The organism is Pseudomonas sp. GM60 (assembly GCF_000282415.1).
Classification (GTDB): Bacteria; Pseudomonadota; Gammaproteobacteria; order Pseudomonadales; family Pseudomonadaceae; genus Aquipseudomonas; species Aquipseudomonas migulae.
The window spans coordinates 1-18021 of the sequence record NZ_AKJI01000119.1; the positions used below are offsets into that span (position 1 = coordinate 1).

Genomic DNA, 18021 nt, shown 5'->3' on the forward strand with positions numbered 1-18021 from the left:
GGCCTCTTCGCGGGCAAGCCTCGCTCCTACAAAGCACCGTGATCCTCTGTAGGAGCGAGGCTTGCCCGCGAAGGTGGCGCCGCGGTTTAACGATCGGGCGCTATCAATTGGCAGAGCTTGGCCGTTGCCTCGATCATCTGCCCACTCGGCCGCTCCAACCCCTTATCCGTCACCAACCGCAATCGCCCCTGCGCCACCGCCGCCACTTGCGGCCACGCCATCCACGCCTCCAGCTGCGCCTGATCACTGGCCAGAATCACCTCGGGATTACGCTGCAACACCGCCTCCACGCTGACTTGCGGCGCTGGCAATGTCAGGTCGGTAAACACATTGCGCGCGCCGCACACGTCCAGCGCATCGCTGATGATCTGCCCACCACCGACGGTGTACAGCGGACGATCCCAGACCTGATAAAACACCCGCAACGGTTCGTCCCGCCGATAGCGCTGGCGCAGTGCATCGAGGCGCTGACGCAGGTCGCTGGCCAATGCCGCGCCTCGCTCGGGCCGGCCGAGCTGCGTGGCAATCGCCTCGATTTGCGCGGTCAGTTGGTCAAGAGTGTGGGGGTCGGCGACGTACGTGGGGATGTTCAAGCGCTTGAGTTGCTCACGCTGGGCTGAGCCGACGCTACCGGGCCAGAGCAGCAACAAATCGGGTTTGAGGCTGAGCAACCGCTCCATGTCCAACTGGCCGTAACGGCCAACGGAAGGCAGGTCTTTGAGTTCAGCAGGACGATCACCGGCATCCAGTACGCCGACCAGAAGATCTGCAGAACCCAGCTCAACGACGATTTCGGAGAGAGACGGCGCGAGGCTGACGACGCGCTCGACTGCAGAGGTCAGGCTGCTGACGACCAGCAGCAAAACCGCCAGCCCGATGCGGCGCATCAGCCGAGTTGACGCGGGATACGGTAGAGGTAGAACAGCACCGTGGTCGACAACGCCAACAGCACCAACGGCACCGCTTCAAGCCCCACGAAAACAGCCAACGCGCCGATCCAGGCCGGTAAACCAGCGGCCAGAAACGCTGTACGACGCTTGGCAGCCAGGACAATCCACGCGGCGGGCTCTTCAGGGGTATCGAGGGCTTTCTGGGTGGCGATCAGTGCGTGTTTGTAGCCACCGAAAAACTTCAGGCTGACAAACATCGAGGCCACACCGGCGATGAACAGCGGCATCGCCAGCACCGGCAGGATCGCCTCGCCCTGGCCAAACACGCCGTTGATCACGAACAGCGGCAGCAGGGCCAGCGCCAGGTATTGCCACCAGCTGACGGACAGTCGGCGACGCACTTGACCGCGGGTCACGCCCGGTCTACCTCACCCTGATGCTCGTTGCCCATCATGTGGTCGAGCTTGCTGGCCTTGGTGGCCAGGTAGAGTTTGTTGTGCGGATTGTGGCCAGTGTGCAGCGGCACGCGCTCGGCGACGACGATACCCATGTCGGTCAAGGCTTTGACCTTGCGCGGGTTGTTGGTCATCAGGCGCAGGGATTTCACACCCAGGTGCTCAAGCATCGGCAGGCACATGGCGTAGTCGCGCTGGTCGGCGGCGAAGCCCAGACGCTCGTTGGCTTCAACGGTGTCGGCGCCGCCATCCTGCAATTCATAGGCGCGGATTTTGTTCAGCAGGCCAATGCCACGGCCTTCCTGACGCAAATACAGCAATACGCCACGGCCTTCGCGGGCGATGGCCTGCAAGGCAGCCTCGAGTTGCGAGCCGCAGTCGCAGCGCTGACTGAACAAGGCATCGCCGGTCAGGCATTCAGAGTGCAAGCGGCCGAGTACCGGGGCACCGTCGTCGAACTCACCGAGGCTCAGTACAACGTGCTCGCGCCCGTTCTCTTCATCGAGAAAGCCATGCATGGTGAATTGCGCAAAAGGCGTTGGCAGCTTGGAAGCGGCGACAAAAACGACAGGCACCGGTGTGCTCCTGATCAATAAGTACTGGAGATTCGCAGACGCGGCATTGTAACAGCAGGTTCCTACAGACGCTTAGGCTGAATTATGGAGCATAACGATCTAAAAGTTTGATCACCGAATGCGCAACAACACCTGTAGGAGCCGGCTTGCTGGCGATAGCGGAGGTTCAGCCTACATATTTATCGCCTGAATGGACGCCATCGCCAGCAAGCCGGCTCCTACAATGTTCGCGGTGTGCCGCGAAATTGTGTTCAATTCGGGTCAAACGGATACGGCTGTTTCCAGCGTTCGAAAATCGGTTTCAACTGGCCGTTTTTGACCAGCACGTCCATTCGCTGGTCGAACAGCGCCATCAGTTTTCGTGCCTTGGGCGTATTGGCAAAGCACAGGTACAGCGGCAATTCCGCGATGTGCGTGCGCCGGAACTGGGACGGATCCTTGGTCCAGCGGAGCACGTAATCCACCTCGGTCAGCGCGTCGATGTAGTAGTCGGCACGGTTGTGGGTCAGCATCGACAGAATGCCGGTGCGCCGCATCACCTCGTTATAGCGACGTACGTTGGGCAGGTAGTCCTGGAAGTCGTAACCCCGGACCCAGGCCAGCCGATAGTTGCCCAGCGTTTGCGGCGTGGGCGCCGGATTGCTGGCCAGCCCCAGGGCGTAGATGTGATCAGTGTCGTAATTCCAGCGCGGATACAGCAGATCGCTGACGTCATCCCGATAACCACCGACACAGGCGTCCACTTCGCCACGCTGCGCCAGGCCGATGGCGCGAATGTAAGGTTCGGTCCTGATATCCAGTTTGACGCCGACCGGTTCGAAGACTTCGCGCAACACGTCCCAACCCAGGCCATGGCCATCGGCGGCGGTGTAGTCTTCCCAGTCTTCGCTGGCCAGATGAATCACCGATGGCGTTGTCATTGCCTCCCCCGCCTGGGCGAGCGAAGCAAACAGTGCGAAACCCATCACAGCCAACCAGCGTCGAGCCATCCTAGTTCCCTGTTCCGCCACTCAGGCGAAAATCCATACCAGCCCCTGCATCGCCAGCCACGCGAACACTCCGGCCAATACGTCGTCGAGCATGATCCCGACACCGCCGTGCACATGCCGGTCAATCCAGTGAATCGGCCACGGCTTGAGGATGTCGAAGAAGCGGAACACCAGAAAACCCGCGAGCAACCAGTACCAGCCTTCCGGCACCAGCCACAGGGTGATCCACATCCCGACCATTTCGTCCCAGACGATGCCTTCGTGGTCGTGCACCCGCAAATCGTCGGCCACTTTGCCGCACAACCAGAAGCCGAACAGCATGGTGATGCCCAACATCAGCCAGTAACCCCAGTCGGGCAGCATCTGCCACAACGGAATAAAGGGTAGCGCAACTAACGAACCCCAGGTGCCCGGTGCCTTTGGCAAGGTGCCCGAGCCGAAGCCGAACGCCAGGAAATGCCAGGGATTGCGCCAGACCGACGGCGGTACGAATTCCGCCGGAACCTGTTTGGGATGATCTGTCACGGTGTCTCCCGAAAATGTTGATAGCCCCGTGCTTGCGGGGTGATGTCTTGTCCGGCGGCATCCAGCAGCACAACGCCCTGCCCCGTGACCACGCGCCCGATCACATGGATTGGCCAGCCATCTGCCAGCAACCCCGGCAACTCGACGGACGGTAAGGTGAAGGCCAGTACGTAATCGTCACCACCGCTCAGGGCGGCGTTTTCGGCGCCCGATTGACCGAGGAAGGCCACTAAGGCCTTCGACAGCGGCAAGCGGTCCCGCTCAACCTGAATGCCGACCCTCGAAGCGAGCGCGATGTGCCCGCAGTCGGCGAGCAAGCCATCGGAGATGTCCAGCGCCGAAGTGGCTTTACCGCGCAACGCCTGGCCCAGCGCGAGTTGCGGTTGTGGCGACCAGTAATGCGCCAGCAGCGGATCGGCGATGGCGGCTTCAGCCGTGCGCTGACCGAGCACCAGCGGCAAGGCACCGGCGGCGTTGCCCAGCTCACCGCCGACACACATCAGGTCGCCTGGTTGCGCACCGCTGCGGGTCAACGCCAAACCACTTGGCGCACGCCCGAACACGGTCATGGTCAGGCTCAGCGGCCCACGGGTAGTGTCGCCCCCCACCAGCGCGACACCACAGTTCTGCGCCATGCGGTTCAAACCACGGGCATAGGCGTCCAGCCAATCCGCGGTTACCGTCGGCAAGGTCAGGGCAAGGGTAAAGGCAACGGGGGTGGCGCCCATGGCCGCCAGATCGCTGACGGCCACGGCCAGCGAACGCTGACCGAGCAGAAACGGGTCGCAGGGGTCTGCGAAATGCACACCGGCCACGAGCGTGTCGGTGGAAATAGCCAGCTGCTCCCCGGGGGGAACAGCGAGCAAGGCGCAGTCATCGCCGATCCCCAGGGCAACGCCTTCGCCGCCCTGCGCACAAGGCGCGGCGGCGAAGAAATTGCGGATCAGCTCAAACTCGCCCATGGCTGAGACAAAGAGTTCAAGCGCCAATCAGCGCTTGAACGCCTTCACTTCAGCTTCACGCAGACGCGGGGCCAGCTTGTCGAGTACACCGTTGACGAACTTGTGGCCGTCGGTGGAACCGAAGACTTTCGCCAGTTCGATACCTTCGTTGATCACAACGCGGTAAGGCACATCGACGCGCTCGAGCAGTTCCCAGGTGGACAGGCGCAATACCGCCAGTTCAACCGGGTCCAGCTCTTCGATGGTCAGGTCCAGGCAAGGCTTGAGTGCTGCGTCGATCTTGTCCTTCTGCGCCGGAACCCCATGCAGGATTTCACGGAAGTAGGCACCGTCGACATCGCTGAAATCGTTATCGACCCGGAACTGCGCTTCGATCTCGTTCAGCGATTGCTTGGCCATGTGCCATTGGTACAGCGCCTGAGTCGCGAGCTGACGGGCTTCGCGACGCTTGACGCTTTTCGATGGCTTGCCGGCATCCGCAGGCTTTGGATCGCGCGGGTTGAAACGATCGCTTTCGTCGCTAATCACTTGGCCTCCAACTGCGCCAGCAGGCTGACCATTTCCAGAGCGGACAGGGCAGCTTCGGCACCTTTGTTACCGGCCTTGGTGCCGGAACGTTCGATGGCTTGCTCAATGGAATCAACGGTCAGGACGCCGAAGGCAACCGGAACGCCGAACTCCATGGACACCTGGGCCAGGCCCTTGGTGCATTCGCCCGCCACGTATTCGAAGTGCGGAGTACCGCCACGAATGACCGCGCCCAGAGCGATGATGGCTGCGAACTCGCCCTTCTGAGCGACTTTCTGCGCAACCAGCGGGATTTCGAAGGCGCCAGGTGCGCGGATGATGGTGATGTCGCTTTCGCTCACGCCATGGCGAACCAGGGCATCAACTGCACCGCTGACCAGGCTTTCAACAACGAAGCTGTTGAAACGGCCCACTACCAAAGCGTAGCGGCCTTTAGGGGCGATGAAGGTACCTTCGATGGTCTTCAGGGTCATTCGTTAGTTCTCTTAAAGAGCCGGGACGCGTCTTCTACGCGTCCCTCAGTGATATTTGAACCGCGAATACAAGGCCGGGAACAACCGGTCATTATTCGGAGGGCACGTATTCTACAACTTCCAGATCGAAACCGGATATCGCATTAAATTTCATTGGCGCAGACATCAGGCGCATTTTGCGCACGCCCAGGTCCCGAAGGATCTGCGAACCGGCACCGACGATGCTGTAGGTGGTCGGTTTTTTCACGGCTGCGTGATCGGCGGTTTCGCGGATGTGCGCCAGCAACACGTCGCCATCGAGCGGGTGACCGAGCAACAGCACCACGCCGCTGCCAGCCTCGGCAACCGCGGCCATGGCGGCGCGCAGGCTCCAGCGGCCCGGTTGCTTGACCATCAACAGGTCGCGCAGCGGGTCCATGTTATGCACGCGAACCAGGGTCGGTTCTTCGGCGCACACGGTGCCCAGGGTCAGGGCCATGTGCACGTCGCCTTCCACGGAATCACGATAGGTCACCAGATTGAATTGGCCCAGTTCGCTGTCCAGAGGCTGCTCGGCAATCCGCTGAACGGTACGTTCGTGGATCATCCGGTAGTGGATAAGGTCGGCGATGGTGCCGATCTTGATGTTGTGCTCGGCGGCGAAAGCTTCCAGTTCGGCGCGACGGGACATGGTGCCGTCGTCGTTCATCACTTCGCAGATCACGCCGCTCGGCTCGAAACCGGCCATGCGCGCGAGGTCGCAGGCAGCTTCAGTGTGGCCGGCGCGAGCCAGGGTGCCACCGGCCTGGGCCATCAGCGGGAAGATGTGGCCGGGGCTGACGATGTCTTCAGCCTTGGCATCTTTCGCGGCAGCGGCCTGCACGGTGCGCGCACGGTCGGCGGCGGAGATGCCGGTGGTCACGCCGGTGGCCGCTTCGATGGACACGGTGAACTTGGTGCCGAAACCGGAACCGTTGCGTGGCGCCATCAATGGCAGCTTCAGCGTTTCGCAGCGCTCGCGGCTCATCGGCATGCAGATCAGGCCACGGGCGTGCTTGGCCATGAAATTGATGTGTTCGGCCTGGCAGCACTCGGCGGCCATGATCAGGTCGCCTTCGTTCTCGCGGTCTTCGTCATCCATGAGGATGACCATCTTGCCTTGGCGGATGTCTTCAACCAGTTCTTCGATGCTATTGAGCGCCACAAGGCACCCCCTTGGGTCAGGATTTGAGGTAGCCGTTGGCGGCCAGAAAGCTTTCGGTAATGTTACTGGAGGTTGGCTCTGCGGCCTTGTCGCCCAGCAACAGACGCTCCAGGTAACGGGCCAGCAAGTCCACTTCCAGATTCACCCGGCGACCCGGCTGGTACGACGCCATGATGGTTTCGCTCAGGGTGTGCGGAATGATCGTCAGCAGGAACTCGGCGCCATCGACCGCGTTCACGGTCAGGCTGGTGCCGTCGACGGTGATCGAGCCTTTGTGGGCGATGTACTTGGCCAGTTCTTTCGGTGCACGGATGCGGAATTCCACGGCACGTGCGTTCTCGGTGCGGGCAACCACTTCGCCCACGCCATCGACGTGACCGCTGACCAGGTGCCCGCCGAGGCGAGTGGTCGGGGTCAGGGCTTTTTCCAGATTGACCGGGCTGCCGCTTTTCAGGTCGTTCATGGCGGTGCAGTCGAGGGTTTCGCGACTGACGTCCGCGGCAAAGCCGTTGCCTGGCAGCTCAACGGCCGTCAGGCACACGCCGTTGACCGCGATGCTGTCGCCCAGTTTGACGTCGCTCAGATCGAGCTTGCCGGTTTCTACATGGACCCGCACATCTCCGCCTTTTGGGGTCAATGCACGAATACTGCCGATGGATTCGATGATGCCGGTAAACATGAAGTCCTCCTCGAGAACAGGGCCGTCGCGTGGCGCAGGCCCGGAATTATACGCTCGCCGATGGCGCAGGAATGGCAATGACTCGCCAGTCATCGCCAACCGCGCGGATTTCAGTGATTTTGAGCTCGGGCGCGTCTTTCATCTGCGCCAGCGGCCAGTCGAGCAATGGTCGGGCCGAAGAGCCCAGGAACTTGCCGGCGATGAAAATCTGGAATTCGTCCACCAGACCTTGCTGGGCAAAGGCCCCGGCCAGACGCGGACCGGCCTCGACCAGCACTTCGTTGACGCCGCGATTGGCCAGTTCGACCAGCAACTTGCGCAGGTCAACCAAGCCATCGTCGCCGGCCACGATCAGGCATTCCGGGCCGTTGGCGTATTGTTCTTCAATCGCCATGCAGGTGGCGACCAGCGCCGGGCCGGCCTTGAAGAATGGCGCATCCAGCGGCACGCGCAGGCGGCCATCGATTAAAACGCGCAGCGGCGGACGGCTCATTGCCAATGCGGTTTGCTCGGCGTCCAGCCCCAACTCGTCAGCGCGCACGGTCAAACGGGCGTTATCCGCCAGCACCGTGTCGGCGCCGGTCAGCACCACGCTGGCCTGGGCGCGCAGGCGTTGTACCGCCGAACGTGCGGCCGGGCCGGTGATCCATTGGCTCTCGCCGCTTTCCATCGCCGTGCGACCGTCGAGGCTCATGGCCAACTTGACCCGCACGAACGGCAAGCCGTGTTCCATGCGCTTAAGGAAGCCTTGATTGAGCTTGCGCGCCTCGCCTTCCAGCACACCGCTTTCGATGGCAATGCCAGCCTGAGCCAGACGCTGCATGCCACGACCGGCCACCGACGGGTTCGGGTCCTGCATCGCCGCGACGACGCGTGCGAGGCCGGCATTCACCAGCGCATCGGCGCAAGGCGGCGTGCGGCCGTGGTGGCTGCACGGTTCGAGGGTCACGTAAGCGGTGGCACCACGGGCCTTGTCGCCCGCAGCGCGCAGCGCGTGGACTTCGGCGTGGGGTTCGCCGGTGCGCTCGTGCCAGCCTTCGCCGACAATCTGCCCGTCCTTCACGATCACGCAGCCAACACGCGGGTTGGGATGCGTCGTGTAATGGCCTTTGCGCGCCAGTTCCAGGGCGCGAGCCATGTAATGGGCGTCGAGGATGGCAAGCTCTGTGGAGGTGGTCATTCTTTCACCGGCTCACGGGCCAGGCGATCGATCTCTTCGCGGAACTCGTTGAGGTCCTGGAAGCGCCGATACACGGAGGCGAAACGAATGTAGGCGACTTCATCGAGCTTTTGCAGCTCGGCCATCACCAGTTCACCGACCACGAGGGACTTGACCTCGCGCTCGCCGGTGGCGCGCAGCTTGTGTTTGATGTGCACCAGCGACGATTCGAGGCGCTCGACACTCACCGGGCGCTTCTCCAGCGCACGCTGCATGCCGGCGCGGAGTTTTTCTTCGTCGAACGGCTGGCGACTGCCGTCGGTTTTGATCAGGCGCGGCAACACCAGTTCAGCGGTTTCGAACGTCGTGAAACGCTCGCCGCAGGCCAGGCATTCGCGCCGGCGGCGCACCTGTTCGCCCTCGGCGACCAGACGCGAGTCGATGACCTTGGTGTCGTTGGCACCGCAGAAGGGACAGTGCATGGTGGCAGGCAACAAAAAAAGGGAGGGCCATGGTAGCGCATCCCGGTGGCAAGACAAGCCATAGGGTTTGCGGTATACAGACTGGCTATAGAGAATGATCCATGGATTTCACCTTGCTGGAGCCGCAAATGTCACTCAGACCGCTCGTATTGCTCAGCCTTTTCAGCCTGTTGGTGGCCTGCAGCAGCGATGCACCCAAGCCCCAGCCGCCAACGCCCGGCCCCGCTCCACAGGCGGCGCAGAAAAAAGCCCGCGAGTCCGCCAACCTCGGTCCGTTGCCCGCTTATCAGCGTGAATTGAGCGGCACCCTGCAAGGCGTGCCGGCCGGTGCCGAAGTCGAATTGGCGCTGCTGGTGATCGATGACAAGGATCGCCCGCAACAATTGCTCGCCAGCTCCAGCCTGATCGGCACCAATCAAGTATTGCCGTTTCACCTGCGCTTCAACCCGGATTCGTTTCCGGCCGGTGCCCGCGTGGAACTGCGGGGCCGCGCCAGCCAGTCCGGCCAGCTGATTTTGCACCTGCCGTCGCAAGTCATCACCCAGCCGACGACCCAGGCCCTGGGTCAACTGCAATTCGTCAAAGCGCCATGATTGCACCGCTCGACCTGCAACAGGCGTTGGGGGAGTTACTGGGCGATGCACAGCTTGTCCCGGTCGCCTTGCCCGATACCTCCCTGAAACTCTGGCTGATCGACGGCGACAACATGGACCGCGCCTTCAGCCCGGAAGAAACCCGGCGGATTCTGCATGAACCGCCGTACTGGAGTTTCTGCTGGGCCAGCGGGTTGTCGATGGCCCGCTACCTCGCTGAATTTCCCGAGTGGGTCAAAGGCAAGCGCGTGCTGGATTTTGGTGCCGGTTCCGGCGTCGCGGGGATTGCCGCGGTAAAGGCCGGGGCGCTGGAAGTGGTGGCGTGTGACCTGGACCCGCTGGCGATTGCCGCCTGTCGGGCGAATGCCGAACTCAATGAAGTGGAACTGAATTACTCGACGGACTTTTTCGCCGAGGCGGATCGCTTTGATCTGATCCTGGTGGCCGATGTGCTGTACGACCGGGAGAATCTGCCGCTGCTCGATGAGTTTTTGAGTCGCGGCCGGGAAGCGCTGGTGGCGGATTCGCGGGTGAGGGATTTTCGTCATCCGTTGTATCAACGCATCGAAATGCTCGAAGCGATGACCTTGCCGGATCTGGCCGAGCCTGAAGAGTTTCGGTATGTGAGCCTGTATCACGCGCGGCGCGCTTAAAAGCTTCGCGGGCAAGCCTCGCTCCTACAGGTCCGCGTCGTTATTGAGAGCGGCACTAAACCTGTAGGAGCGAGCGGTGCGGCGATCCGACTTGCCCGCGAAGGCCATCTGTCAGACTGCGCACACTTTCAGCCACCCCCCGCCAAGCCGTATAGTTGCCCCATTCACGCTTTTACGAGATCCCCCATGAGTCAGCAAACGCCGTACATCTTCGACGCCACGACTGCCGATTTCGACCAGTCGGTGATCGAGAACTCTTTCCACAAACCGGTGCTGGTGGATTTCTGGGCCGAATGGTGTGCGCCCTGCAAAGTGCTGATGCCGATGCTGCAGACCATCGCAGAGAGCTATCAGGGCGAGTTGCTGCTGGCCAAGGTCAACTGCGATCTGGAACAAGACATCGTCGCTCGCTTCGGCATCCGCAGCTTGCCGACCGTGGTGTTGTTCAAGGATGGCCAGCCAGTGGACGGTTTTGCCGGTGCGCAGCCGGAATCCGCCGTCCGCACCATGCTCGAGCCTCACGTACAAATGCCGCCACCGGCGGCGGCTGATCCGTTCGAACAGGCTCAGGCGCTGTTTGACGAGAGCCGTTTCGCCGACGCAGAAGCCATTCTCAAAGTGCTGCTGGGCGAAGACAACACCAACGCCAAAGCGCTGATTCTGTATGCCCGTTGCCTGACAGAACGGGGTGAGCTGGGTGAAGCGCAGATCGTGCTCGACGCGGTGAAAAGCGATGAGCACAAGGCTGCATTGGCCGGTGCAAAAGCGCAGATCCAGTTTCTCGGCCAGGCCAAGGACTTGCCGGATGCCGCCGACTTGAAAGCGCGCCTGGCAAAGAATCCGCAGGACGATGAAGCGGTGTATCAACTGGCGATCCAGCAACTGGCCCGTCAGCAGTACGACGCGGCGCTGGATGCATTGCTCAAGCTGTTCGTGCGTAACCGCAGCTACAGCGAAGGCTTGCCGCACAAGACGTTGCTGCAAGTGTTCGAATTGCTGGGCAATGATCACCCATTGGTGACCACGTATCGCCGCAAGTTGTTTGCTGCGTTGTACTGATAGACCGCGTTTTCGTTCATCGCCAGCAAGCTGGCTCCTACAGGATTTGCACGAACCTGTAGGAGCCGGCTTGCCGGCGATGGCGGCCGCACAAACAACGCATTTCTACAGCCAGCGATACAGCGGCGTATCACCGCCACTCTCCACCTTCACTTCCGCGCTATGCCGCAACCGCACCAGCAGGCGCTTGCCCGACGCTGCGCTGCCAGTCAAACCTTCCAATTGCTCCAGCAAATCCGGCCCGCTCAGTTGCCCGGCCTTGCGCAGCAGATCCTTTGCGACCTGCCACTGCGCATCATCCTGATTCACCGGTTTGGCCGGCGCTGCACTGACCTCTGGCTTGACCACCTGCACCTGCGCGCCGAGCCGCGCCCAGTCAGCGTCATCCATCTCCAGGGTCAAATCCACCGGCCAGTCGCCGATGCTTCCGCGTATACGCAACATGGTTTCGCTCCCGCACATTTCTGACCTGCATGCTCCCATGGGACTTGTGCAACGCCAAGTAGCCGGTCAAACTCCCCGCACTTACGTTATAAGATTACATAACAAATTCTTCATTTTACTTTTCGGAGACCCGCCATGCGCCGTCTGCTGCTCGCTTTGCCGTTTGCCCTGTTGCCGCTGGCCATCGCCCATGCCGCCGATGAGCATGACCATGAACACGGCAGCCTCGGTGCCCACGAACATGGTGTCGGTCGCCTGAACGCAGCGCTGGACGGTCAGACCCTGGAGCTGGAACTGGAAAGCCCGGCGATGAACCTGGTGGGTTTCGAACATGCGGCCACCACTGACGCCGACAAAGCCAAAGTCGTCGCCGCCCGTGCGCAACTTGAAAAACCGCTGGCCCTGTTCAACCTGCCGAAAGCGGCGGGTTGCGTGGTCGCGACTCAGGAACTGGAAAGCCCGCTGTTCGGTGACAAGCCGGATGCCGATGATGATCATGACGACGATGCCAAAGACGAGCATCACCACGACCACAGCGAAATCCACGCTCACTACCAGTTCACCTGCGCAACGCCGGGCGCACTGAAAACCCTGGATCTGGCAAACCTTTTCAACACGTTCCCGGCGACCCAGAAAATTCAGGTACAACTGATCAGCCCGAGCGGGCAGCAAGGGGTAGAAGTGACGGCCAAGGCGGCCGCCCTGAAATTCTGATCCACCACCGCCCCCTGTAGGAGCCGGCTTGCTGGCGATGAACGATAACGCGGTCTCATCCAAGGACCGCGGCGAACGCATCGCCAGCAAGCCGGCTCCTACAGGTCATCTGCATTCATGAAACCGGTGTTATGACCCAAGCACTCATCGAACTGTCCGACCTGGGCTTCAGCTGGCCCGGCCACCCGCCGCTGCTGGACATCCCGGCCTTTCGCCTGGAACCGGGTGAAACCCTGTTCCTCAAAGGCCCCAGCGGCAGCGGCAAGACCACCCTGCTCGGCCTGCTCGGTGGCGTGCAAAAGCCCGATCGCGGCAGCATTCGCCTGCTCGGCCAGGAACTGACCGAACTCGGTGCCGGCGCGCGTGATCGCTTTCGCGTCGATCACACCGGCTACATCTTCCAGCAGTTCAACCTGCTGCCGTTTCTCTCGGTGCGCGAGAACGTCGAGCTGCCCTGCCACTTCTCCAGGCTGCGCGCCGAACGGGCGATCCAGCGCCATGGCAGCGTCGATCAGGCGGCGGCAACCTTGCTCGCACATTTGGGTTTGAAGGATGAAAGCATCCTCGGTCGCCGTGCCGATTCGCTGTCCATCGGCCAACAGCAACGCGTCGCCGCCGCCCGTGCGTTGATCGGTCAGCCGGAACTGGTGATCGCCGACGAACCGACTTCTGCGCTGGATTACGACGCCCGCGAAAACTTCATTCGCCTGTTGTTCGCCGAATGCCGCGAAGCCGGGTCGAGCCTGTTGTTCGTCAGCCACGACCAAAGCCTTGCGCCGCTGTTCGATCGCAACCTGTCGCTGGCCGAACTCAATCGCGCCGCCACGCCTGCAGAGGTTTGAGATGTATTTGTTTCGTCTAGCCATGGCCAGCCTGGCTAACCGCCGCTTCACCGCGATCCTGACCGCGTTCGCCATCGCCCTATCGGTCTGCCTGCTGTTGGCCGTGGAGCGCGTGCGCACCGAAGCCAAGGCCAGTTTTGCCAGCACCATCAGCGGCACCGACCTGATCGTCGGCGCCCGCTCCGGTTCAGTGAACCTGCTGCTGTACTCGGTGTTCCGCATCGGCAATGCCACCAACAACATCCGCTGGGACAGCTTCGAGCACTTCGCCAACAACCCGAAAGTGAAGTGGGCGATCCCGATGTCGCTGGGCGATTCCCATCGCGGTTATCGGGTGATGGGCACCACCGAGGCGTACTTCGAGCATTACCAGTACGGTCATCAACAACACCTGGAACTGGCTGACGGTCGCGCCTTCGCCACCGATCCGTTCGAAGTGGTGCTCGGCGCCGAAGTGGCCGATGCACTGCACTACAAACTCGGCGACAAACTGGTGCTGGCCCACGGCGTGGCGGTGATCAGCCTGGTCAAGCACGACGACAAACCGTTCACGGTGGTCGGCATTCTCAAACGCACCGGCACACCGGTGGACCGTACATTGCACATCAGCCTCGGCGGCATGGAAGCGATTCACATCGACTGGCACAACGGCGTGCCGGCGCGCGGCAACGGTCGGATCAGTGCTGATCAGGCACGCAACATGGACCTGACGCCGCAAGCGATCACCGCGTTCATGCTGGGCCTCAACAGCAAGATTTCGACCTTTGCCCTGCAGCGCGAAATCAACGAATTCCGTGGCGAACCGATGCTGGCGATCCTGCCGGGCGTGGCGCTGCAAGAGTTGTGGAGTTTGATGAGCACCGCAGAAAAAGCCTTGTTCGTGGTCTCGCTGTTTGTGGTGCTGACCGGGTTGATCGGCATGCTCACGGCGATCCTCACCAGCCTCAATGAACGTCGGCGCGAGATGGCGATTCTGCGCTCGGTGGGCGCGCGGCCATGGCATATCGCGACGTTGCTGGTGCTGGAGGCGTTTGCCCTGGCGCTGTCAGGCGTGATCGCCGGCGTGGCCCTGCTTTATGTGGGCATCGCCGCTGCACAAGGCTACGTGCAGGCCAATTACGGTCTGTTTCTGCCGCTGGCGTGGCCCAGCGAATATGAATGGACGCTGCTCGGTGGCATCCTGATCGCCGCGCTGCTGATGGGCAGCGTGCCGGCGTGGCGCGCGTATCGCCAATCCCTGGCCGATGGCCTGTCGATCCGACTATGAGGACGTTAATGATGCCCCGCGCTCTGCTTGCGCTGTTGATGCTGGTCGCCTTGCCGCTGTGGGCCGCCGAGCCGAAAGAACTGACCTGGTCGGAAATGATCCCGCCGGACGCCGCACCGGAAGTGCCGAACATGACACCCCTGCACGACCTCTCGCAGATGGGCAGCGCGCTGTCCGCCGAGTCGGCGCCAGCCGCCAAACAGGACATGCCCAATGCGCCGGTAGTGAAGAGCCTCGACGGTCAGAGCATCCGCCTGCCGGGCTACATCGTGCCGCTGGAAGTGAGCGAAGAAGGCCGCACTACGGAGTTTCTGCTGGTGCCGTATTTCGGCGCCTGCATCCATGTGCCGCCACCGCCGTCGAACCAGATCGTGCATGTGAAAAGCGAAGTCGGCGTGAAGCTGGACGAGCTGTATCAGCCTTATTGGATAGAGGGGGCGTTGCAGGTTAAAGCGTCGACCAGTGAGTTGGCGGATGCCGGGTATCAGATGGAGGCGGACAAGATTTATATCTATGAATTGCCGGAGTGAATCCCGGTAGTCATGTGTTGATTTGAAGGACGCCTTCGCGAGCAAGCCCGCTCCCACAGGTCCTGCGCTAACTGTAGGAGCGAGGCTTGCCCGCGAAGGCGTCCTCAATGGTTCCGCAAAAATTAGTGCCATCACCGTTTCATTGAGCTGAGTCAAAAGACCGGACCAGACCGCTCCGTACCATTGGACATCGAACATTTTCAACGTCCTCTGGAGCCTCCATGCACAAGTCTTTGCTCAGCGCCTCGCTGTTTGCCCTCGCGCTCGCAGCCCCGCTCGCCCATGCCCACGAAGCCGGCGACATCCTCCTTCGTGCCGGTGCAATCACCGTCAACCCGAAAGCCGACAGCTCCAACGTCAAGGTCGATCAAGGTCCGTTGGCCGGCGCCGATCTGGGTGGCAAGGCCACCATGAGCAGCGACACGCAACTGGGTCTGAACTTCGCTTACATGCTCGACAGCCACTGGGGCATCGAGCTGCTCGCAGCCACGCCATTCGAACATGACGTGAAGCTCAAAGGCACAGCCCTCGGCGCGGCGAACGGCAAACTCGGCAGCCTGAAACACCTGCCGCCGACGTTGAGCATTGTCTACTACCCACTGGACGGCAAGTCTGCATTCCAACCGTACGTTGGCGCCGGTATCAACTACACCTGGATCTACGACGAGCACGTCGGCAGCGAGGCCAGCGCCAATGGCTTCAGCAACTTCAAGGCTGATAACTCCTGGGGCATGGCGTTTCAGGTCGGTGCTGACTACATGATCACCGACAACATCATGCTCAACGCCCAAGTGCGTTACATCGACATCGATACCACCGCCACCGTGGAAAACAACGCCGTGGCACAAGGCACCCGTGCCAAGGTCGATGTCGACGTGGACCCGTTCATCTACATGGTAGGCCTGGGTTACAAGTTCTAAAATCGTTCACGTGGTGGGAACGAGCTGCAAAAAAAGGCGCCTTCACAGGCGCCTTTTTCTTGCTGGCGAAAAACTCAGCGCGCCAACAACCGCGCCAGGCCGACACTCATCGGCGTCTGAGCCGGGCAGGAAAACCGCTCCAGCAGTCGCTGATTGTTCGCCCGCGAATGGCGGATATCACCCGAACGCGCCGGGCCGTAGCTCACTGGCGGCAGTTCACCGACCGCCACTTTCAAAGCTTCCAGCATTTGCTTGAGCGTGGTCGCCTGGTTCCAGCCGACATTGACCGCACCGACTTCAACCTGCGGTTTTTCGATGGCTTGCACCAGCACATCGACCAGATCTTCGACGTAAACAAAATCCCGCGTCTGCTCGCCATCGCCAAACACGGTGATCGGCAGGCCGTTTTGCGCGCGCTCGCTGAAAATGCTGATCACCCCGGAGTACGGCGAGGACGGATCCTGGCGCGGGCCGAAGATGTTGAAGAAGCGGAAAATCACCGGTTCCAGCGCATGCTGGCGACGGTAGAAATCGAAGTAATGTTCACTGGCCAACTTGTCCGACGCATACGGCGTCAGCGGTTCCTTGGGCGTGTCTTCGTCGATCGACTGGCCTTCGCCATTGTTGCCGTAGACCGCTGCGCTGGAGGCAAACAGCACACGTTTGACGCCGCTCTGGCGCATGGCTTCGCAGACATTCAGCGAACCGATGAAATTGCTCTGGTGAGTCTTCACCGGATCATCCACCGAAGCCTGCACCGACGCCACGGCCGCCAGGTGCGCGACCGCACTGCAACCGGCCATTGCGCGAGCGACCAGGGCGGCATCGGCGACGTCGCCGACTATCAGCTCGACGCGAGGATTATCCAGCGCCAGGTTGCTGCGTTTGCCGGTGGACAGGTCGTCGAGAATCCGTACCGAATGGCCCTTGGCGAGCAAGGCGTCGGTCAGGTGCGAGCCAATGAAACCCGCGCCGCCGGTGATTAAAACAGGGCCGTCAGCCATGGCGATAGAACCTGTCCAGTAAGCCAGGGAGTGCCGCACGCCAGGCGCGGGGCTTGATCCCGAAGGTGTGAAGGATTTTCTTGCAGGCCAGCACCGCGTGTTGCGGCTCTTCGGCAGCGTCCGGGCGTGCGGCGTGAGCCTGGGCGGTCGGCGCTTCGATGGCCAGCGGATGCAGTGCGCGGGCTTCGGTGAGAATCGCCTGCCCTAGCGCCAGCGGCGTGGTCGCCTCGTGCCCGGCGTAGTGGTAGGTACCCCACAGTGGTGCCGCGCAATCGAGTTGCTTGAGTACCGAAATGATCACCCGGGCTGCATCGTCGACCGGCGTCGGGTTGCCGCGACGGTCATCGGCCATCAACAGTTCTTCCGGTTTTTCGGCACGGGACAGGAAACGCCCGAGGGTGCCGTCGGGGCTGTCATCGAGCAGCCAGCCGAACCGCAGCAGCACATGCTGCGGGCAGGTCGCGCGCACGCTTTGCTCGATGCGCCACAAGGCCTGACCACGCAGGCCCAGCGGCACCGGTTCGTCTTTTTCGCTGTAGGCGGTCGCCCGCGAGCCGTCGAACACCCGATAGCTCGAGGGTTGCAGCAGAACGATGTTGTGATGCTGGCACAGTTCGGCCAGACGCTCGATTGCACGCTCTTGCCCGGCCAGACGCGATTCGCTGACCGTCTCCGCCTGGAACCAGTCGAAGTAGTAGGCGAGGTTGATCAACGCGTCCGGGCGCGTGTCGTCGAGCAGTTGCGTCAGGCTCGCGGCATCCCAGCCGTCTTGCGGTGGGCGGGGGGCGAGGAAACCGATGTCTTCCTCCGCACCGAGGCGAATCAGCGCCTGCCCAAGGGCATTTCCGCCGCCCAGTAACATAAGGCGCATTCGCATAGAGTCAGCAGGCCCAGTCTGATTGGATCAATGGCTTTATCGGCACCGCTCGCGGGCGGTGCCGTCGATAGTTGCCGGAATCGTTGCATTTTGCGGGTTTAGTGCGCAACCGTCATCCGTAAAGTGTAGATCTCCGGGATTTGTGGTGTTGCTTCGGGCCTCTTCGCGGGCAAGCCTCGCTCCTACAAGAGCACCGCCTCCCCCTGTAGGAGCGAGGC

General features: G+C 61.7%; 23 protein-coding genes. 8 read left to right on the forward strand and 15 right to left on the reverse strand.

Annotation, left to right across the window (positions count from 1 at the left end; all coding sequences use genetic code 11):
* Positions 1–86 precede the first annotated feature (86 nt).
* The 12 genes from PMI32_RS04310 to nrdR all read right to left on the reverse strand — a co-directional run bounded on the left by PMI32_RS04310 (position 87) and on the right by nrdR (position 8900).
* Positions 87–887 carry a cobalamin-binding protein gene (locus PMI32_RS04310; RefSeq protein ID WP_008033727.1) on the reverse strand — a complete coding sequence of 267 codons (801 nt, stop codon included), beginning with the start codon at positions 885–887 and terminating at the stop codon, positions 87–89.
* The gene (locus PMI32_RS04305) at positions 887–1306 is read right to left on the reverse strand and encodes a hypothetical protein (RefSeq protein ID WP_008033728.1); all 420 of its coding nucleotides are present in this window, start codon (positions 1304–1306) and stop codon (positions 887–889) included. Before PMI32_RS04305 ends, PMI32_RS04310 begins: the two co-directional genes overlap by 1 nt.
* Positions 1303–1920 carry a GTP cyclohydrolase II gene (gene ribA / locus PMI32_RS04300; protein ID WP_008033730.1) on the reverse strand — a complete coding sequence of 206 codons (618 nt, stop codon included), beginning with the start codon at positions 1918–1920 and terminating at the stop codon, positions 1303–1305. The genes PMI32_RS04305 and ribA overlap by 4 nt, the downstream gene beginning before the upstream one ends.
* 251 nt (positions 1921–2171) lie before the next feature.
* Complete coding sequence (locus tag PMI32_RS04295; RefSeq protein ID WP_008033732.1) at positions 2172–2909, reverse strand: substrate-binding periplasmic protein; 738 nt, start codon at positions 2907–2909, stop codon at positions 2172–2174.
* Between the two features lie 21 nt (positions 2910–2930).
* Entirely contained in the window at positions 2931–3434 is a 504-nt protein-coding gene (locus PMI32_RS04290) for a phosphatidylglycerophosphatase A family protein (protein ID WP_008033735.1), read from the reverse strand.
* Positions 3431–4396: a thiamine-phosphate kinase gene (gene thiL / locus PMI32_RS04285; RefSeq protein WP_008033737.1), complete on the reverse strand. Its 966-nt coding sequence runs from the start codon at positions 4394–4396 to the stop codon at positions 3431–3433. The genes PMI32_RS04290 and thiL overlap by 4 nt, the downstream gene beginning before the upstream one ends.
* Before the next feature lie 27 nt (positions 4397–4423).
* Entirely contained in the window at positions 4424–4924 is a 501-nt protein-coding gene (gene nusB, locus PMI32_RS04280; protein ID WP_008033741.1) for a transcription antitermination factor NusB, read from the reverse strand.
* Positions 4921–5397, reverse strand: coding sequence for a 6,7-dimethyl-8-ribityllumazine synthase (gene ribH / locus PMI32_RS04275; protein WP_003228649.1), 477 nt, complete (start codon positions 5395–5397; stop codon positions 4921–4923). Before ribH ends, nusB begins: the two co-directional genes overlap by 4 nt.
* A 91-nt stretch (positions 5398–5488) precedes the next feature.
* Positions 5489–6580: a bifunctional 3,4-dihydroxy-2-butanone-4-phosphate synthase/GTP cyclohydrolase II gene (ribBA, locus tag PMI32_RS04270; RefSeq protein ID WP_008033745.1), complete on the reverse strand. Its 1092-nt coding sequence runs from the start codon at positions 6578–6580 to the stop codon at positions 5489–5491.
* Positions 6581–6596: 16 nt separating this feature from the next.
* A complete protein-coding gene (locus PMI32_RS04265) occupies positions 6597–7259 on the reverse strand; it encodes a riboflavin synthase (RefSeq protein WP_008033746.1) in 663 nt (220 codons plus the stop codon).
* Between the two features lie 46 nt (positions 7260–7305).
* A complete protein-coding gene (gene ribD / locus PMI32_RS04260; protein ID WP_008033747.1) occupies positions 7306–8439 on the reverse strand; it encodes a bifunctional diaminohydroxyphosphoribosylaminopyrimidine deaminase/5-amino-6-(5-phosphoribosylamino)uracil reductase RibD in 1134 nt (377 codons plus the stop codon).
* Entirely contained in the window at positions 8436–8900 is a 465-nt protein-coding gene (gene nrdR, locus PMI32_RS04255; RefSeq protein ID WP_003228656.1) for a transcriptional regulator NrdR, read from the reverse strand. The genes ribD and nrdR overlap by 4 nt, the downstream gene beginning before the upstream one ends.
* A gap of 128 nt (positions 8901–9028) precedes the next feature.
* Between nrdR and PMI32_RS04250 the strand changes: the two genes are divergently transcribed.
* From PMI32_RS04250 to trxA, 3 genes are all read left to right on the forward strand, one after another.
* The gene (locus PMI32_RS04250) at positions 9029–9493 is read left to right on the forward strand and encodes a YbaY family lipoprotein (RefSeq protein ID WP_032829111.1); all 465 of its coding nucleotides are present in this window, start codon (positions 9029–9031) and stop codon (positions 9491–9493) included.
* The gene (locus tag PMI32_RS04245; RefSeq protein ID WP_008033750.1) at positions 9490–10146 is read left to right on the forward strand and encodes a class I SAM-dependent methyltransferase; all 657 of its coding nucleotides are present in this window, start codon (positions 9490–9492) and stop codon (positions 10144–10146) included. The genes PMI32_RS04250 and PMI32_RS04245 overlap by 4 nt, the downstream gene beginning before the upstream one ends.
* Before the next feature lie 186 nt (positions 10147–10332).
* The gene (gene trxA, locus PMI32_RS04240; protein WP_008033751.1) at positions 10333–11205 is read left to right on the forward strand and encodes a thioredoxin; all 873 of its coding nucleotides are present in this window, start codon (positions 10333–10335) and stop codon (positions 11203–11205) included.
* Positions 11206–11310: 105 nt separating this feature from the next.
* Here trxA and PMI32_RS04235 read toward each other — a convergent pair whose 3' ends face one another.
* Positions 11311–11649: a hypothetical protein gene (locus tag PMI32_RS04235; RefSeq protein WP_008033753.1), complete on the reverse strand. Its 339-nt coding sequence runs from the start codon at positions 11647–11649 to the stop codon at positions 11311–11313.
* 135 nt (positions 11650–11784) lie between these two features.
* Between PMI32_RS04235 and PMI32_RS04230 the strand changes: the two genes are divergently transcribed.
* The 5 genes from PMI32_RS04230 to PMI32_RS04210 all read left to right on the forward strand — a co-directional run bounded on the left by PMI32_RS04230 (position 11785) and on the right by PMI32_RS04210 (position 15922).
* A complete protein-coding gene (locus tag PMI32_RS04230; RefSeq protein WP_008033755.1) occupies positions 11785–12363 on the forward strand; it encodes a DUF2796 domain-containing protein in 579 nt (192 codons plus the stop codon).
* A gap of 131 nt (positions 12364–12494) precedes the next feature.
* A complete protein-coding gene (locus PMI32_RS04225; protein WP_008033756.1) occupies positions 12495–13205 on the forward strand; it encodes an ABC transporter ATP-binding protein in 711 nt (236 codons plus the stop codon).
* Position 13206: 1 nt separating this feature from the next.
* On the forward strand, positions 13207–14472 hold the full coding sequence (locus PMI32_RS04220; RefSeq protein ID WP_008033758.1) for an ABC transporter permease: 1266 nt from the start codon (positions 13207–13209) through the stop codon (positions 14470–14472).
* Between the two features lie 11 nt (positions 14473–14483).
* Positions 14484–15002, forward strand: a complete 519-nt coding sequence (locus PMI32_RS04215; RefSeq protein WP_032829112.1) for a DUF3299 domain-containing protein — start codon at positions 14484–14486, stop codon at positions 15000–15002.
* A 221-nt stretch (positions 15003–15223) separates the two neighbouring features.
* Complete coding sequence (locus tag PMI32_RS04210; protein WP_008033766.1) at positions 15224–15922, forward strand: OmpW/AlkL family protein; 699 nt, start codon at positions 15224–15226, stop codon at positions 15920–15922.
* Between the two features lie 74 nt (positions 15923–15996).
* Here the strand turns inward: PMI32_RS04210 and pgnE are convergent, their stop codons facing one another.
* Together pgnE and PMI32_RS04200 are read right to left on the reverse strand one after the other, a co-directional pair.
* Positions 15997–16926 (reverse strand): UDP-N-acetylglucosamine epimerase PgnE, encoded by a 930-nt coding sequence (gene pgnE, locus PMI32_RS04205; protein WP_008033769.1) that lies wholly within the window; start codon positions 16924–16926, stop codon positions 15997–15999.
* Positions 16919–17803, reverse strand: coding sequence for a sugar nucleotide-binding protein (locus PMI32_RS04200; RefSeq protein ID WP_032829110.1), 885 nt, complete (start codon positions 17801–17803; stop codon positions 16919–16921). The genes pgnE and PMI32_RS04200 overlap by 8 nt, the downstream gene beginning before the upstream one ends.
* Positions 17804–18021 lie beyond the last annotated feature (218 nt).

Excerpts from the sequence above, each read along its gene's own strand:
- PMI32_RS04310 (WP_008033727.1), bottom strand. The coding sequence starts at position 887 with ATGCGCCGCATCGGGCTGGCGGTTTTGCTGCTGGTCGTCAGCAGCCTG.
- PMI32_RS04295 (WP_008033732.1), bottom strand. The coding sequence starts at position 2,909 with ATGGCTCGACGCTGGTTGGCTGTGATGGGTTTCGCACTGTTTGCTTCG.
- thiL (WP_008033737.1), bottom strand. The coding sequence starts at position 4,396 with ATGGGCGAGTTTGAGCTGATCCGCAATTTCTTCGCCGCCGCGCCTTGT.
- ribH (WP_003228649.1), bottom strand. The coding sequence starts at position 5,397 with ATGACCCTGAAGACCATCGAAGGTACCTTCATCGCCCCTAAAGGCCGC.
- PMI32_RS04265 (WP_008033746.1), bottom strand. The coding sequence starts at position 7,259 with ATGTTTACCGGCATCATCGAATCCATCGGCAGTATTCGTGCATTGACC.
- ribD (WP_008033747.1), bottom strand. The coding sequence starts at position 8,439 with ATGACCACCTCCACAGAGCTTGCCATCCTCGACGCCCATTACATGGCT.
- nrdR (WP_003228656.1), bottom strand. The coding sequence starts at position 8,900 with ATGCACTGTCCCTTCTGCGGTGCCAACGACACCAAGGTCATCGACTCG.
- PMI32_RS04250 (WP_032829111.1), top strand. The coding sequence starts at position 9,029 with ATGTCACTCAGACCGCTCGTATTGCTCAGCCTTTTCAGCCTGTTGGTG.
- PMI32_RS04245 (WP_008033750.1), top strand. The coding sequence starts at position 9,490 with ATGATTGCACCGCTCGACCTGCAACAGGCGTTGGGGGAGTTACTGGGC.
- trxA (WP_008033751.1), top strand. The coding sequence starts at position 10,333 with ATGAGTCAGCAAACGCCGTACATCTTCGACGCCACGACTGCCGATTTC.
- PMI32_RS04235 (WP_008033753.1), bottom strand. The coding sequence starts at position 11,649 with ATGTTGCGTATACGCGGAAGCATCGGCGACTGGCCGGTGGATTTGACC.
- PMI32_RS04230 (WP_008033755.1), top strand. The coding sequence starts at position 11,785 with ATGCGCCGTCTGCTGCTCGCTTTGCCGTTTGCCCTGTTGCCGCTGGCC.
- PMI32_RS04225 (WP_008033756.1), top strand. The coding sequence starts at position 12,495 with ATGACCCAAGCACTCATCGAACTGTCCGACCTGGGCTTCAGCTGGCCC.
- PMI32_RS04220 (WP_008033758.1), top strand. The coding sequence starts at position 13,207 with ATGTATTTGTTTCGTCTAGCCATGGCCAGCCTGGCTAACCGCCGCTTC.
- PMI32_RS04215 (WP_032829112.1), top strand. The coding sequence starts at position 14,484 with ATGCCCCGCGCTCTGCTTGCGCTGTTGATGCTGGTCGCCTTGCCGCTG.
- PMI32_RS04210 (WP_008033766.1), top strand. The coding sequence starts at position 15,224 with ATGCACAAGTCTTTGCTCAGCGCCTCGCTGTTTGCCCTCGCGCTCGCA.
- pgnE (WP_008033769.1), bottom strand. The coding sequence starts at position 16,926 with ATGGCTGACGGCCCTGTTTTAATCACCGGCGGCGCGGGTTTCATTGGC.
- PMI32_RS04200 (WP_032829110.1), bottom strand. The coding sequence starts at position 17,803 with ATGCGAATGCGCCTTATGTTACTGGGCGGCGGAAATGCCCTTGGGCAG.